Here is a 14,428-nt window from a genome sequence, read left to right as displayed (position 1 = left end):
CTCACGCGACCACTCCCACCGGATCACGCGCGAGCGCGACATCGGTCCGGATGCAGCGGACGCCGTGTCCGGCGCCGATCTCGATCAAGGGCGGCAGCGCCGTACGACAGGCGTCGATCACCAGCGCGCAGCGATCCGCGAACGGACAACCGGCCGGAAGATCGGCGAGCTCCGGCACGGTGCCGGCGATGGTCGAGAGGCGCGTCCCCTTGCGTGCGCCGAGCCGCGGTCGCGCCCGGAACAGGCCCTGGGTATAAGGATGGCCCATGCGCGAGAACACCGCGTCGGTGCTGCCGCTCTCGACCACCGTGCCGCCATACATCACGATCATGCGCTGGACGTTCTCGGCGATGACGCCGAGATCGTGCGAGATCAGGATCATCGCCATGCCCTGCTCGGCCACGAGATCGGCAATGAGATCGAGGATCTGGCGCTGGATGGTGACGTCGAGCGCGGTGGTCGGCTCGTCGGCGATCAGCACGTCGGGCTTGCAGGCGAGCGCAATGGCGATGGTGATGCGCTGGCGCTGGCCGCCGGAGAACTGATGCGGATAGGCGTCGTAGCGCCTGATGGGATCCGGCAGGCCGACGCGGTCGAGCAGCGCGATCGCCTGGCGTTTCGCGTCAGCCGCGGAGCAGCCGGTGTGCCGCAGCAGCGGCTCCGCCACCTGATGGCCGATCGTGTGCATCGGGTTGAGCGCGGTCATCGGCTCCTGAAAGATCATGCTGATGCGGTTGCCGCGCAGCTTGCAGTAATCGGCATCATCAAGTCCGGCCAGCTCGCGGCCATCGAGCTTGATGCTGCCGCTGACGACCGCGCTGTCGGGCAGCAATCCGAGCAGGCTCAACGCGCTTATCGACTTGCCGCAGCCGGACTCGCCGACGATGCCGAGCGTCTCGCCGCGCTTCAGCATGAACGAGACCTCGCGCACGGCCTGCGCCGGGCCGCGGCTGGTGTTGAGCCGGATGCCGAGGCCCGAGACCTCGAGCAGCGCCTGTCTGTCTGCGCTCATCGCTGCCTCGCCAGGCGCGGGTCGAGCAGGTCGCGCAGACCATCGCCGAGCAGATTGAGGCCGAGCACCGCGAGCGCGATCGCCGCCCCGGGATAGACCGCGAGGCTCGGCGACTGGAACAGCAGCGTCTGCGCGTCGTTCAGCATGCGTCCCCACGATGGCTGCGGCGGCTGCGTGCCCAGGCCCAGATAGGACAGCGCCGCCTCCGCCAGGATCGCCAGCGCGAACTGGATCGTCGCCTGCACGATCAGGATCGACAGGATGTTCGGCAGCACGTGCTCGATGGTGATGCGGAAGCGGCCCTTGCCGGCGGCGCGCGCCGCCAGGATGAACTCGCGCGCCCAGATCGCCCCGGCCGAGCCGCGCGTCACGCGCACGAACACCGGGATCTGGAAGATGCCGATCGCGGTGATCGAGGTCACCATGCCCGGCCCGATCACGGCCGCCAGCATGATTGCCGACAGCACCGCTGGAAAGGCAAAGGTGAAATCGCTGAAGCGCATGATCAGCTCCTCGGTCCAGCCGCGCTGCGCGGCTGCGATCAGGCCGAGGGCAACGCCGCAGGTCAGCCCGATGCCGACCGCGATGATGCCGACGAGGATGGTCGCACGCGCGCCGACCAGCAGCAGCGAGACGATGTCACGGCCGAGCACGTCGGTGCCGAGCCAATGCGCCGACGACGGCGGCCGGAGCTTCGAGGCGACGTCGATCTCATAGGCCGACCACGGCGTCCAGACCACCGACAGCAAGGCAGCGCCGAGCACGGCGAGGCAGAGCAGCGCGCCGACGACGAAGCTGCGATGGCGCAGCGCGCGGCGCCAGAACGCGTTCGGCGCCGGCGCGGGACCGGCTTGAATCGTGACGGACGCACTCACAGCTCGTGCACCTTGATGCGCGGATCGATCACGGCATAGAGCACGTCGACCACGAAGTTGACGATGATGACCATCGCCGCCAGCAGCATCACGCAATTGCGCACGACGATGAGATCGCGATTGGCGATCGACTGGAAGATCAGCCGGCCCAGGCCCGGGAGATAGAACACGTTCTCGATCACGATCGTGCCGGCCAGCAGATTGGCGAATTGCAGGCCCATCACGGTGAGCACCGGAATCATTGCGTTGCGCAGCACGTGCTTCCACAGCACCTCGCGCCTGGTCAGGCCCTTGGCGCGCGCGGTGCGGACGAAATCCTCGCGCAGCACGTCGAGCACCGCGGAGCGCGTCACCCGCGCCAGGATCGCGGCCTGCACCACCGCGAGCGCCACCGCCGGCAGCAGCAGCGAGCGCAGGCCCGGCCAGATGCCGTCCTCCCAGCCCGGGAAGCCGCCGGCCGACAGCCATTGCAGCTTTACCGCGAACAGCAGGATCAGCAGGATCGCGAACCAGAAGTTCGGCAGCGCGATGCCGATCTGCGTCAGCGACATCACGCCGACATCGCCGAGACGATTATGGTTGGCCGCCGTGTAGATGCCGGCCGCCAGCGCCAGCACGGTGGTCAGCAGCATCGCCAGGATCGCGAGCGGGATGGTCATCGTCAGCCGCTCGGCGATCAGCTCGGCTACCGGCGTGCCATAGGCGTAGCTGTTGCCGAGATGGCCCGTGAGCAGGCCGCCGAGCCATTGCACGTAGCGCAACGCCAACGGCTGATCGAGCCCGAGCTTGACGGTCAGCGCCCTGACGGCGTCCGGCGAGGCATCCGCGCCCATCAGCATCTGGGCGGCATTGCCCGGCAGGGCATCGAGCACCAGGAAAATGATCAGCGACGCGCCAACAAGGGTGGCGAGCAAGGTCAGGCATCGCCGCAGCAGAAACACGCTCATGCGCGCCGGGGCTCCAGGTTTCGGCGGCCGCACGTTCCACAGCTTTCCCCTCGGATGCAAGCCCCGTTGCCCGCATGATCCTCCCTGCCCGGCGCAGGCCGAGCAACCCCGCCGCGGCTTGATCCCGGTCAACGGGGCAGACCACCGCGACCTGCATCATGCCCCCATCGCAGCAGCGCAGGCCGATTCACCATGACCACCCCTCCGCGTTTCGTCTGGGGCGCCTCGACCTCGGCCTTCCAGACCGAAGGCGCGGCGCATGACGATGGCCGCACGGACAGCATCTGGGACGTGTTTCTTCGCGCACCGGGACGGGCGAGTCACGGCGACACCGCCGAGGTCGCCTGCGATCACTACCATCGCTATGCCGAGGACGTCGCGCTGATGCGCACGCTAGGCCTCGATGCCTACCGCTTTTCGATCGCCTGGCCGCGCGTGCTGCCGGACGGCCGCGGCGCGGCCAACGAGGCCGGCCTCGCCTTCTACGACCGCCTGATCGATGCGCTGCTGGCCGCGGAGATAGAGCCGTGGCTCTGCCTCTACCATTGGGATCTGCCGCAGGCGCTGGAGGCGCTCGGCGGCTGGCAGAATCGCGACATCGCCGGCTGGTTCGCCGACTACGCCGCACTGGTCGCGCGGCGCTATGGCGACCGCGTCAAGCGCTTCGCCACCTTCAACGAGCCCTGCGTGTTCACGCTGTTCGGCTACGGCCTCGGCTGGCATGCGCCGGGGATCGCCGACACCGCGGCCCTGCACAAGGCGATTCACCACGTCAATCTCAGCCACGGCCGCGCCGTTGACGTGTTGCGCCGGGACGTCGCGGGCGCCTCGATCGGCGCGATCCACAACCGGCAGCCCTGCATTGCCGCGTCCGACAGTCCGGACGATGCGGCGGCCGCCTTGCGGCTCGCGGCCTATTGGAACGACGCCTTCCCGGTCCCGCAAGCCTTCGCCCGCTACCCGTCTCCGCTGCAGGACGCGATGTCGCCCTACATCGCCCCCGGCGACATGGCCGACATCGCGCGGCCCGTCGACTGGTTCGGGCTGAACCACTACTCGCCGCACTACGTCAAGGCCGACGGCAACCTGATCGGCGCCGGCTTCAGCGCGCCGCCTGCCGACGTGCCGCGCAGCGCGATCGGCTGGCCCGTGGTGCCGGGCGCATTCCGCGACACGCTGCTCGATATCGACAGCCGGTTCCGGCTGCCGATCTATGTGCTGGAGAACGGCACGGCGGCCGAGGACAGCATCGATGCCTCCGGCCACATCCAGGACGACGACCGGATCCGCTATCTCAAAGCCTACGCCGCCGCCATGGAACAGGCGATCGCCGCCGGCGCCGACGTGCGCGGCTATTTCGTGTGGTCGCTGCTGGATAATTTTGAATGGGGGGCGGGCTATTCGCAGCGCTTCGGCATTGTCTATGTCGACCACGCCACCCGGCGCCGCATTCCCAAGGCGTCGGCGCGATGGTATGCGGAGATGATTGCGGCACGGCGCGCCCTGGCGCACGCCACCCTGCCGCATGGATTGACGGAAAGAGCGGCTGAGGAATGAGCGAGCGCGTCCTTCTGGGAGACATCGGCGGCACCAATGCGCGGTTCGCGCTGCTCGACGGCGGCGACATCGGCGAGGTCGCGCATCTGAAGGTCGCGGACTTCCCCACCATCACCGATGCGATCACCGACTTCCTGGCGCGCCATGCCGCCGGCGGCCCGCCATCCGCCGCCGTGCTCGACATCGCCGGACCGATCGAGCGCAACCGCGGCATGCTGACCAACTCGACCTGGATCATCGATGGCGCGGAATTGGCCACGCGGTTCAAGCTGCGCTCGGCCAAGCTGCTGAACGATTTCGAGGCCGTCGGCTGGTCGCTGCCCGCGCTGCATCCCGACGATCTGTTTGCGCTCGGCGGCGGCGCGGCGGTCGAGGGCGCGCCGATGCTGGTGATCGGTCCCGGCACCGGCTTCGGCGCCGCCTGCTATCTGCCCGCCGACGGCCGTCCCACCGTCGCCGTCACCGAGGCCGGTCATGCCACCCTGCCGGCGACGACGGCGCGCGAGGCCGAGGTGCTCGCCAAGATGCGCGAGCGCTTCGGCCATGTGTCGATCGAGCGCGCGCTCTCGGGCATGGGCATCGAGAATGTCTACCAGGCGATCGCCGCGGTCGACGGCGTCACCGTGCCGCCGCGCGATGCCGCCGCGATCACCCACGCCGCGCTCGACGGCAGTTGCGCCACCAGCCGCGCCACGCTCGACATGTTCTGCGCCTGGCTCGGGGCCGTCGCCGGCAATCTGGCACTGACCTTCTGCGCCCGCGGCGGCGTCTACATCGCCGGCGGCATTCCACCGCGCTTCCCCGACGCCTTTGCCAAATCCGACTTCCGCCGGCAGTTCGAGAGCAAGGGCCGCTACGACAGCTATCTGCGCCCGATCCCGGTGCATCTCGTCACCAAGCCTGATATCAGTTTCCTCGGCCTCAAATCCTTCTACGAGTCCGGCATCACCACCAGCGGCGCCTCCCCCGCGAACTGATCGATGAGCGACATCGTCACGATCACGCCGAACCCGGCCGTCGACGTCTCGACCACCGTCGAGAAAATCGTGCCCGTGGCAAAGCTGCGCGGCACCAGCCAGCGGCGCGATCCCGGCGGCGGCGGCATCAACGTCGCCCGCGTCATCACCCGGCTCGGCGGCGACGTGACGGCGCTGTATCCGGTCGGCGGTCCGACGGGATTGTTGCTGAAGCAGCTGATCGAAAGCGAAGGCGTGACCAGCCGGACCTGGACGACGGCCGAGGACACGCGCGAGGATTTCTTCGTCCAGGAGCGCGCGAGCGGTCAGCCCTATCGCTTCATCCTGCCGGGCCCGACGCTCAGCGAGTCAGAATGGCAGGCCGGACTGTCACTGCTGAGCGGGCTCGAGCCGTTTCCGCGCTTCGTCGTCGGCAGCGGCAGCCTGCCGCGCGGCGTGCCCGCGGACTACTACGCGCGCATGGCCGCGATCTGCAGGGCACGCGGCGCGCAATTCATCCTCGATACATCCGGACCGGCATTGGCCGCGGCCGTGGCTGGGGGCGTCGACCTGATCAAGCCGTCGCTGCACGAGATGCGCGACCTCGTGGGCGGCGAGCTGACCGATGCGACCGCATGGGAGACGGCGGCGCGCACGATGGCCGCGAGCGGCAAGGTCGGAATGGTCGCGCTGACCATGGGCCATCTCGGCGCCCTGCTAGTCACGTCGAAGCGCGTCCTGCGCGCCCAGCCGCTGACGATGGTGCCGATCAATGCCGTGGGTGCCGGCGACAGCTTCCTCGGCGCGTTGGTCGCGAAGCTCGCCGCGAACGAGCCGCTGGAGGAGGCCTTCCGCTTTGCCGTGGCCGCGGGCGCCGCTGCGCTGCTGCGCACGGGCACCGCGCTGTGCGATCCAGCCGACATCACCCGTCTGCTGGCTGACGTGCAGTTGCAGACGGCGTGACCTCCGCCGCGGCTGTACCGTTGAGCTGGTCGAGCGACAGCAGCAGACCGCCGACGCGCTCGAGCGACGACATCCACTCGGCAACGCGGCTGAAATTGTCCACCATCCAGTTGAACGAGCCCTGCACCAGCGTGAACGCCGCAGCCGCCTGGGTGAGCTCGCCGAGCGTCATCTGATCGCCCAGGAATTTCGGTGCGCACAGCACGAGGCCGATGATCGGCGCCAAAAGCGTGTTCAGATGCGACACCAGAGTGTTGCGCATCAGCTGCCAGCACAGCCGCTTCCATTGCTGGATGGTGCGGTCGAGCGCCAGCCAGATGCTGGCAATGACGCCGCGCTCCTCGTGCTTGGGCGTGACGCCTTCGCCGATGTCGCGCAGATGATGCGCCGCCGTGATCAATTCCGACTCGACCTGGTTCTTGGTCTGGATGACGCGGGTGAGCGGCGCGCCGACCCACAGCATCGCCCCCGTGACGAGCCCCGAATAGAGGACCACGCTGACCACCAGATAGCCGGGCATCCACAGCTGCAGCCCGGCCACCGCAAAGCTGATCGAGCCGCCGACCTGCCACAGCACCTGGACGAACACGACCGCCGTCAGCAGCGCGGAGATCACGCTCACCACGAAGTCGATCGGCGCATCGGTGGCGATGCGGATGTCCTCGGCAATCCGATACTCGGGAATCTTCTGGTCGCCCTGCACCGTCGCGAGCCGCGCATAGCGGTCGTTCTCGACCCAGTAGTCGATCACCTTGGCGCTCAGCCATTGCCGCCAGTTGCGCTGCATCGTCATGCGGCCCCACACCGAGACGATCGCCAGCACGACGCTCGACACACAAAGCGGGATGAGCAGGACGGCCTGCTGCCATAGCCGCGTCGGGTCACGGCTTTCCAGCGCGTCGAAGAAATCCCTGTTCCAGTAGTTGAAACGGAACTGCACATAGAGCTGGAGCACCACGAGGACGACCATGGCGGCGCAGAGCAGCCAGACCCGCCAGGCCGTCGATCCCAGCCAGAACTGCCGTGCCGTCAGCCAGAACCGCGACCATTCGCGATTGCCATCCTCGTTCTCGTCTTCGGGCGTCACGGTGGCGCGGGCGTCCTCCGGCGCATGGCAGGAACTTTCGAGCATGGACTGATCTACGTAGCTCCCGGGCCGTCGCGCTTGATCTTCCGCAAGGCACGGGCCGCGCAACGCGACAAACTCGCCGCCTGCGCTGCAATGCGGGAGACGATCGATGACGGCACCCGGCTATATCCGCTGGTTCAAGGATCTCCGCATCGAGGACGTCCCCGACGTCGGCGGCAAGACCGCCTCGCTCGGGGAGCTGTACTCGGCCTTGGCGCCGCAGGGCGTGCGCGTGCCCAACGGCTTCGCACTGACCGCCGCGAGCTACCGCGACGCACTGCGCGCCGATGGCGCCGACGACGCGTTGCGCCAGCTGCTCGCCGGGCTCGACAAGCGGCGCATCGCCGATCTCGCCAGGCGCGCGGCCAAGGCGCGCGCGATCGTGTTCGACGCGACCGATCGCGACGATCTCAGGCGCGAGGTGGCTACCGCGTACAAGCAGCTCGAGCAGGAATACGGCCGCGGCGTCGCGGTGGCCGTGCGCAGCTCGGCAACCGCCGAGGATCTGCCGAATGCAAGCTTCGCCGGCCAGCATGAGAGCTTTCTCAACATCCGCGGGCCGAAGGATCTGTTCGAGACCTGCCGGCGCTGCTTCGCCTCGCTCTACACCGATCGCGCGATCTCCTACCGCATCGACAACGGTTTTGCCCACGACAAGGTCGCGCTCTCGGTCGCCGTGATGAAGATGGTGCGCTCCGATCTCGGCGCCAGCGGCGTGATGTTCTCGCTCGACACCGAAAGCGGCTTCCGCGACGTCGCCTTCATCACCGGCGTTTACGGGCTCGGCGAGACCATCGTGCAGGGCGCGGTCGATCCCGACGAGTTCTACGTCCACAAGCCGACCTTCGCCGAGGGCTTCCGCAGCGTGCTGTCGCGCCGGCTCGGCGCCAAGGCGAGACGCATGGTCTATGCCAAGGCGGGCGCACGCGGCACCACGACGCGGACCGAGGCGACGCCGCCGGCCGACCGCGCCAAATTCTGCATCGATGATGCCGACGTGCTCGAGCTCGCGCAGGCGACCATCGCCGTCGAGCAGCACTACTCGCAGCGAGCGGGCCGGCCGACGCCGATGGACATCGAATGGGCCAAGGACGGCCGCGACGGCGCGCTCTATATCATTCAGGCTAGGCCCGAGACGGTGGCCTCGCAGCGGCGGCCGGAATCGGTCGAGACCTATGTCCTGAAGAAGGCCGGCAAGGCGCTCGCCACCGGCCGCGCCGTCGGCGAGAAGATCGCGGCCGGCAAGGTCCGCCTGATCAGATCGGCCAAGGATCTGCGCGCGTTCAGGCCCGGCGAGGTGCTGGTGGCGGCCTCGACCAGCCCCGACTGGGAGCCGGTGATGAAGACCGCGGCCGCGATCGTCACCGACCACGGCGGACGCACCTGCCATGCCGCGATCATCGCGCGCGAGCTCGGCGTGCCCGCGGTGGTCGGCACCGAGGACTTCAGCAAGCGCGCCAGGACGGGCACGAGCGTCACCGTGTGCTGCGCCGAGGGCGATGCCGGGCACGTCTATGACGGCGCACTGACCTTCGACGTCCAGCGCCTTGCGATCGACCAGCTCCAGAAGCCGCACACGCATATCATGGTCAATCTCGGCAATCCCGAGCTCGCCTTCAAGACCGCGGCTCTGCCGAACGATGGCGTCGGTCTGGCGCGCATGGAGTTCATCATCAACCAGTCGATCGGCATCCATCCGATGGCCCTGGCCGCGCCCAACAAGGTGGCAGCAGCGAAGGATCGCGCGACGATCAAGCGCCTGACCGCGCGCTACAAGAAGCCGGCCGACTTCTTCGTCGAGCGGCTGTCGGAGGGCGTTGGCACCATCGCCGCCGCCTTCCATCCGCGTCCCGTCATCGTCAGGCTGTCGGACTTCAAGACCAACGAATATGCCAGCCTGATCGGCGGCGCCGGCTTCGAGCCGAAAGAAGAGAACCCGATGCTCGGCTTTCGCGGCGCCTCGCGCTACGCGCACCCGGCCTATGCCGCCGGCTTCGCGCTGGAATGCGCCGCGCTGAAGCGGGTTCGCGACGTGATGGGACTATCCAATCTGAAGATCATGATCCCGTTCTGCCGCCGCGTCGCGGAGGCGGAAAAGGTGATCGCGGCGATGGCCGGGCACGGCCTCCTCCGCGGCGAAAACGGGCTCGAGATCTACATGATGTGCGAGATCCCGAACAACGTCATCCTGATCGACGAGTTCGCCAAGCACTTCGACGGCTTCTCGATCGGCTCCAACGACCTGACCCAGCTCACGCTCGGCGTCGACCGCGACTCCGACATCGTCGCGTTCGACTTCGACGAGCGCGATCCCGGCCTCCTCACCATGCTGAAGCTCGCGGTCGAAGGCGCGCACCGCAACCACCGCCATGTCGGCATCTGCGGCGAGGCGCCGGCGAATTATCCGGAAGTGGCCCGCTATCTCGCCGGGCTCGGCATCGATTCCATCAGCGTCAATCCCGCGAGCATCGTGCGCACGATGGAGATCGTCCGCGCCGCGGAGCAGGAGCTGGTCGCGCGGGTGCCCCAGGCGCTGGCGAGCTAGGCGTTGGACAGAACGCGTTCAATGCTCGCGCGGACCATGATCGTCCGCCGGCGCGGTGACGCCTGCGCGATCCCGGACCTCGGCAATGGCACGTTCGGCATCGGCGATCAGCTGGCGGATGGGATGCGACTGCGCGCACGGAACGGCACGCCCCTCGGCCTGGGCAAGCTCGTCGAGCCGGTGCAGGATCATCCGCCAGGCGTCCAGCGTCCGCTTGAGCTGCACGAGCTGGATCGCGACCGCCATGTCGAACGCGAGGTCCGCCTGCTCCGAGCGCGCCATCCGCGTGGCCGCCGTCGGGAATTTGATGATGTTCGCCAACGGCTCACCCATGACATTCCTGCAGCATAGCCGCCGAGCCACCGACGTGAACGGCGCTCGGCACTGCATGACCGCGTTCGCCAATGAAGCGGTCCCAGACCAGATCGCGGCGGATTGTCCCTGCGGAGCTTAAAGAACTCTGTACTTTCGTCGCCCGTGGAACTCCGGTCGAGGTCCATCGCAACGGTCAAATCCCGTAACCCTGCGGGGACGACGGCGCCCTCTCCCCGATCATCGCACCGCGCCGGTGCTGCCGGATCGTCGTGAGCGCACTGCCGACTGCCAGGCACGTAGCAGCTGATAACAGAGCATTGCGCAAAGCACGGCAAAGACGAGTTGCGACGCTTCGACATTTGCGAACGTGCAGTCGGGCGCATAACGCGGCTCGATCCACCATGCGGGATGAGATGCGGCGAGCAGCGGGGCTGCGACGACCAGCAGGGAGCGGCCCTTGCGACTGATCTCAACGAGCACGATCGCCGCCGCGACCAGCGCGCTCGCGAGCCACCAAGCCTGCGCGACAACGACCGCGCGCGCGGTCGAATTGTTGACGTCGATCAGCGAGCAGGCCGACGCGGCGCGAAGCAGCAGGCTGACATTCAGCAGCCCGGTCGCGGCAAGCGCAAGTAGCCCGCGCCTGACGACGATGATCAGCATGCCTCCTCCCGCAACCCGGGGCTATCGCATATAGAAATCAGGGTCACGACGAACATTCCTGCTCGCTGGTTTACTCCGTGATGCCAGGGGGTGTCCCGGCCATGACGATGTGGAAGGAGACGAGCGCAACACTGCGATTCCCCGGCTCCGCAAACGGCTCACCGCGCCGCCTCGAACCCTGCCAGCACGGCCGTCAGGTTCTGCCCGAGAATGTCGGAGAGATAACCGCCCTCCTGCACGAACACAGTGGGCAGGCCGAGCCGCGCGATCGCGCCGCCGATGCGCCGGAAGCCGGGCGTGGTCACGGCGAGACCCTTGAGCGGATCATGCTCCGAGGCATCGAGGCCGAGCGCGACGACGAGCGCCCCGGGAGCGAAGGCGTGGATGGTCTTCGCCGCCGTCTCGAACGCCTTGAGATAGGTGTCGTCGCCGCTCTTCAGCGGCAACGGAATGTTGAGGTTGGCGCCGAGGCCGGCGCCCGCGCCGCGCTCATGCGCGTAGCCCCAGACGAACGGGTAATAGTGCGTCGGATCGGCGTGGATCGAGATCGTCAACACGTCGGGCCGCTCGTAGAAGATGCCCTGAGTGCCGTTGCCGTGATGGACGTCGACGTCGAGGATCGCGACCCGTTCATGGCGCTGGCGCAGATGCGCCGCGGCGATGGCGGAATTGTTCATGAAGCAGAAGCCGGAGGCGATGTCGCGGTAGGCGTGGTGCCCTGGCGGCCGGCACAAGGCATAGGCGGCATCCTCGCCATCGAGCAGCAGCTGTGCCGCCGATGCGGCAACATCGGTCGCAGCACAGGCACCGGCCCATGTCCCCGGTCCGATCGGCGCCGAGGTGTCGGTCGTGTGCCAGCCCAGCCGCCCGACGATGTGGGTCGGATAGGTCGCCGCATGGCGCACCGGATGCATGTTCGGGATCATCTCCGCGCCGGCGTCGCCGAGCGCCGCCCAGGCGTCCCAGGCCTCCTCCAGGAAATTGAGATATTCCGGACTATGCACGCGCGCGCGGACAGCCTGGCCGAATGGAGTTGGCGCGACCAGCTCGTGATTGCCGGCCTTCAATCCCGCGAGCAGACGATCCGCCCGTTCGGGCTGCTCCGTGGTGCGCTTGACGACGCCGCGCACGAGATAGAATTGCGGATCATGGCTGCGGTGCAGCTCGGTGTAGACGGCCTTCACGCGATCGGGCTCCTGTTCGCTTGCGCGAACGATTGTGCATGCAGCACGGGCCGAGACAAGCACGGATGATTTGCACCCACATGGATCCGGGAGGCAACTTCCGGCCAGCGGAACCGATGGCTGCATGCGTCTTCCAGATGTCGTTGTCGTCAGCGAGGCCGCCGGCATCAAGGCGATGCCGCGCGCAGGGCACGGTGGATGTGAGGAGAGATCCGCCAGCGTTGGGCTGCTTGGAAAGACGCTGCGTGGCCCGCCGCCCGAAACTTAGGCGTGCAAGCGCAAATCGCTCTCGTCGCAGCGACGGTCCGGCGATCCCGCGCCTCTGGCGCGCCAGCATGGAGACCCGGGGCATCGATCCAAAATTCGCATCAATCGATACAGGCTTCGGTTTGGACCCGAACCCGTCATCTCCTCTAGGAGAGTCGTTGAGGAACGTACAAGAGAGGTGGAGCGCATGAGCGCAATCGTAACTACGGCAGAATTGCGCCGCTCGCGCGTGCGGCTGTTCATCGTGACCATGCTGTTCCTGGTCACCACCGTGAACTACGCCGATCGCGCCACGCTGTCGATCGCGGGCCCCGCGCTGTCCAAGGAGCTGCATCTCGATTCCGTCGCGATGGGCTACGTGTTCTCCGCCTTCGGCTGGTCCTATGTGCTCGCGCAGGTGCCGGGCGGCTGGCTGCTCGACCGTTTCGGCTCGCGCTGGGTGTATGCCTGCAGCATCGTGATCTGGTCGCTCTTCACCATGATGCAGGGCTGGATCGGCTTCTTCTCCGGCGGCGCCGCTGTTGTGGCGCTGTTCGCGCTGCGCTTCCTGGTGGGTCTCGCCGAGGCGCCGAGCTTCCCCGCCAATGCGCGCATCGTCGCCTCCTGGTTTCCGAGCAACGAGCGCGGCACGGCATCCGCCTTCTTCAACTCCGGGCAATATTTCGCCACCGTGATCTTCGCCCCGCTGATGGGCTGGATCGCGCATGAATTCGGCTGGCGCCACGTCTTCACCGTGATGGGTGCGCTCGGCATCATCATGGGCCTGGTCTGGATCAAGACCATGTACGGGCCGAAGGATCATCCTGGCGTCAACGAAGCCGAGCTCGACTACATCCGCGACGGCGGCGCGCTGGTCGACATGGAAGGCGCCAAGGAAAGTGCAAAGGACGGCAAGGCCGCCACGGCCGGTCCGACCTGGTCGCATATCGGTCAGCTGCTCTCGAACCGCATGATGCTCGGCGTCTATATCGGCCAGTACTGCATCAACACCCTGACCTACTTCTTCCTGACCTGGTTCCCGGTCTATCTCGTCAAGGAGCGCGGGCTGTCGATCCTGCAGGCGGGCTTCGTCGCCACCCTGCCGGCGCTGTGCGGCTTCATCGGCGGCGTGCTCGGCGGCTTCATCTCGGATGCCATCCTGCGCAAGACCGGCTCGCTGACACTCGCCCGCAAGATCCCGATCGTCGGCGGCATGCTGCTGTCGATGTCCATCATCGGCTGCAACTATGTCGACGGTCAGGCGCTGGTGGTCGGGTTGATGGCGCTCGCCTTCTTTGGCAAGGGCATCGGCGCGCTCGGCTGGGCGGTTGTCTCCGACACCTCGCCCAAGGAAGCCGGCGGCGTGTCCGGCGGCCTGTTCAACACCTTCGGCAACCTCTCCAGCATCACGACCCCGATCGTGATCGGCTACATCCTGTCGGCCACCGGCTCCTTCAACGGCGCGCTGGTCTTCGTCGGCATCAACGCCCTGGTCGCCGCATCAGCCTATCTCTTCATCGTTGGCCGCATCCAGCGCGTCCAGCTCCGAGCCTCCTGAGCACCACGCCCCCTTGCGTGGTCTCAACTTGAACGGCGGCCCCCCGGCCGCCGTTTTTTTGCGCGTCGTATGAGCCCGCAAAGCCGGTCGCCAAGACGGTGCGCTCCCCTCCCCTTCGGGGAGGGGAGCGCACCTTCGCTGAAGCTGTCTTCTCCGAATCAAAATTCACTTGCTATTTTTCGGAAATCATGATCATCTCCCCCGCATCCCGCCTCACTGCAGTAGGGGCGTAGCGCGCGATCGTCACGACACGCGAGGCGGGGATGCGGTGGCCGCGGGAGATCGCAGCGTCTTCTCGACGAAGGCGCGGACGAACGATCTGTCGCGGACGTGAAGTCGCAGCGTCCTGATACCCCGAAGCTGGTATCGCCCGCGCAGTGCGCGTCAGCGGATTGTCGCGGCATGGTGGCCAAAAAGCCGGCGCACCAGGGAGACTGCGTATAAGCGTGAAACCCATCGCGCAGGGAATGCCGGCGTG

The 14,428-nt window shown here is 67.3% G+C and carries 12 protein-coding genes; 5 read left to right on the top strand and 7 right to left on the bottom strand.

Annotated elements, in window-relative coordinates; translation table 11 throughout:
* Position 1 precedes the first annotated feature (1 nt).
* From BRAO375_RS01400 to BRAO375_RS01390, 3 genes are read right to left on the bottom strand one after another with little or no spacing between them, the layout of a single operon-like run.
* Complete coding sequence (locus tag BRAO375_RS01400) at positions 2 to 1,012, bottom strand: ABC transporter ATP-binding protein (RefSeq protein WP_009025656.1); 1,011 nt, start codon at positions 1,010 to 1,012, stop codon at positions 2 to 4.
* A complete protein-coding gene (locus BRAO375_RS01395; RefSeq protein WP_009025655.1) occupies positions 1,009 to 1,887 on the bottom strand; it encodes an ABC transporter permease in 879 nt (292 codons plus the stop codon). The genes BRAO375_RS01400 and BRAO375_RS01395 overlap by 4 nt, the downstream gene beginning before the upstream one ends.
* Positions 1,884 to 2,834, bottom strand: coding sequence for an ABC transporter permease (locus BRAO375_RS01390; protein WP_009025654.1), 951 nt, complete (start codon positions 2,832 to 2,834; stop codon positions 1,884 to 1,886). Before BRAO375_RS01390 ends, BRAO375_RS01395 begins: the two co-directional genes overlap by 4 nt.
* A gap of 192 nt (positions 2,835 to 3,026) precedes the next feature.
* Between BRAO375_RS01390 and BRAO375_RS01385 the strand changes: the two genes are divergently transcribed.
* From BRAO375_RS01385 to BRAO375_RS01375, 3 genes are read left to right on the top strand one after another with little or no spacing between them, the layout of a single operon-like run.
* Positions 3,027 to 4,391: a GH1 family beta-glucosidase gene (locus BRAO375_RS01385; protein WP_009025653.1), complete on the top strand. Its 1,365-nt coding sequence runs from the start codon at positions 3,027 to 3,029 to the stop codon at positions 4,389 to 4,391.
* Positions 4,388 to 5,368 (top strand): glucokinase, encoded by a 981-nt coding sequence (gene glk / locus BRAO375_RS01380; protein ID WP_009025652.1) that lies wholly within the window; start codon positions 4,388 to 4,390, stop codon positions 5,366 to 5,368. The genes BRAO375_RS01385 and glk overlap by 4 nt, the downstream gene beginning before the upstream one ends.
* 3 nt (positions 5,369 to 5,371) lie before the next feature.
* Positions 5,372 to 6,310 (top strand): 1-phosphofructokinase family hexose kinase, encoded by a 939-nt coding sequence (locus BRAO375_RS01375; RefSeq protein ID WP_009025651.1) that lies wholly within the window; start codon positions 5,372 to 5,374, stop codon positions 6,308 to 6,310.
* Here the strand turns inward: BRAO375_RS01375 and BRAO375_RS01370 are convergent.
* A complete protein-coding gene (locus tag BRAO375_RS01370) occupies positions 6,270 to 7,442 on the bottom strand; it encodes an SbmA/BacA-like family transporter (RefSeq protein ID WP_009025650.1) in 1,173 nt (390 codons plus the stop codon). The genes BRAO375_RS01375 and BRAO375_RS01370 overlap by 41 nt on opposite strands.
* Positions 7,443 to 7,548: 106 nt before the next feature.
* On the opposite strand from BRAO375_RS01370, the gene ppsA reads away from it, so the two are divergent.
* Positions 7,549 to 9,984 (top strand): phosphoenolpyruvate synthase, encoded by a 2,436-nt coding sequence (gene ppsA / locus BRAO375_RS01365; RefSeq protein WP_009025649.1) that lies wholly within the window; start codon positions 7,549 to 7,551, stop codon positions 9,982 to 9,984.
* 18 nt (positions 9,985 to 10,002) lie between these two features.
* Here ppsA and BRAO375_RS01360 read toward each other — a convergent pair whose 3' ends face one another.
* The 3 genes from BRAO375_RS01360 to BRAO375_RS01350 form a co-directional block, all read right to left on the bottom strand.
* The gene (locus BRAO375_RS01360) at positions 10,003 to 10,317 is read right to left on the bottom strand and encodes a hypothetical protein (protein ID WP_009025648.1); all 315 of its coding nucleotides are present in this window, start codon (positions 10,315 to 10,317) and stop codon (positions 10,003 to 10,005) included.
* A gap of 219 nt (positions 10,318 to 10,536) precedes the next feature.
* The gene (locus BRAO375_RS01355) at positions 10,537 to 10,962 is read right to left on the bottom strand and encodes a hypothetical protein (RefSeq protein ID WP_009025647.1); all 426 of its coding nucleotides are present in this window, start codon (positions 10,960 to 10,962) and stop codon (positions 10,537 to 10,539) included.
* 158 nt (positions 10,963 to 11,120) lie between these two features.
* Positions 11,121 to 12,146 carry a histone deacetylase family protein gene (locus BRAO375_RS01350; RefSeq protein WP_009025646.1) on the bottom strand — a complete coding sequence of 342 codons (1,026 nt, stop codon included), beginning with the start codon at positions 12,144 to 12,146 and terminating at the stop codon, positions 11,121 to 11,123.
* Positions 12,147 to 12,600: 454 nt separating this feature from the next.
* Between BRAO375_RS01350 and BRAO375_RS01345 the strand changes: the two genes are divergently transcribed.
* Complete coding sequence (locus BRAO375_RS01345; protein WP_009025645.1) at positions 12,601 to 13,950, top strand: MFS transporter; 1,350 nt, start codon at positions 12,601 to 12,603, stop codon at positions 13,948 to 13,950.
* Positions 13,951 to 14,428 lie beyond the last annotated feature (478 nt).

It is taken from the genome of Bradyrhizobium sp. ORS 375 (assembly GCF_000239775.1).
In the GTDB taxonomy this organism is placed as follows: Bacteria; Pseudomonadota; Alphaproteobacteria; order Rhizobiales; family Xanthobacteraceae; genus Bradyrhizobium.
Note: the sequence above shows the minus strand (reverse complement) of the source record. Positions and strands in the feature narration are given on the sequence as shown.

What these genes read in the sequence shown, in the direction of transcription:
- BRAO375_RS01390 (WP_009025654.1), bottom strand. Translation starts at nt 2,834, where the DNA reads ATGAGCGTGTTTCTGCTGCGGCGATGCCTGACCTTGCTCGCCACCCTT.
- BRAO375_RS01375 (WP_009025651.1), top strand. Translation starts at nt 5,372, where the DNA reads ATGAGCGACATCGTCACGATCACGCCGAACCCGGCCGTCGACGTCTCG.
- BRAO375_RS01385 (WP_009025653.1), top strand. Translation starts at nt 3,027, where the DNA reads ATGACCACCCCTCCGCGTTTCGTCTGGGGCGCCTCGACCTCGGCCTTC.
- glk (WP_009025652.1), top strand. Translation starts at nt 4,388, where the DNA reads ATGAGCGAGCGCGTCCTTCTGGGAGACATCGGCGGCACCAATGCGCGG.
- BRAO375_RS01360 (WP_009025648.1), bottom strand. Translation starts at nt 10,317, where the DNA reads ATGGGTGAGCCGTTGGCGAACATCATCAAATTCCCGACGGCGGCCACG.
- BRAO375_RS01345 (WP_009025645.1), top strand. Translation starts at nt 12,601, where the DNA reads ATGAGCGCAATCGTAACTACGGCAGAATTGCGCCGCTCGCGCGTGCGG.
- ppsA (WP_009025649.1), top strand. Translation starts at nt 7,549, where the DNA reads ATGACGGCACCCGGCTATATCCGCTGGTTCAAGGATCTCCGCATCGAG.
- BRAO375_RS01370 (WP_009025650.1), bottom strand. Translation starts at nt 7,442, where the DNA reads ATGCTCGAAAGTTCCTGCCATGCGCCGGAGGACGCCCGCGCCACCGTG.
- BRAO375_RS01355 (WP_009025647.1), bottom strand. Translation starts at nt 10,962, where the DNA reads ATGCTGATCATCGTCGTCAGGCGCGGGCTACTTGCGCTTGCCGCGACC.
- BRAO375_RS01400 (WP_009025656.1), bottom strand. Translation starts at nt 1,012, where the DNA reads ATGAGCGCAGACAGACAGGCGCTGCTCGAGGTCTCGGGCCTCGGCATC.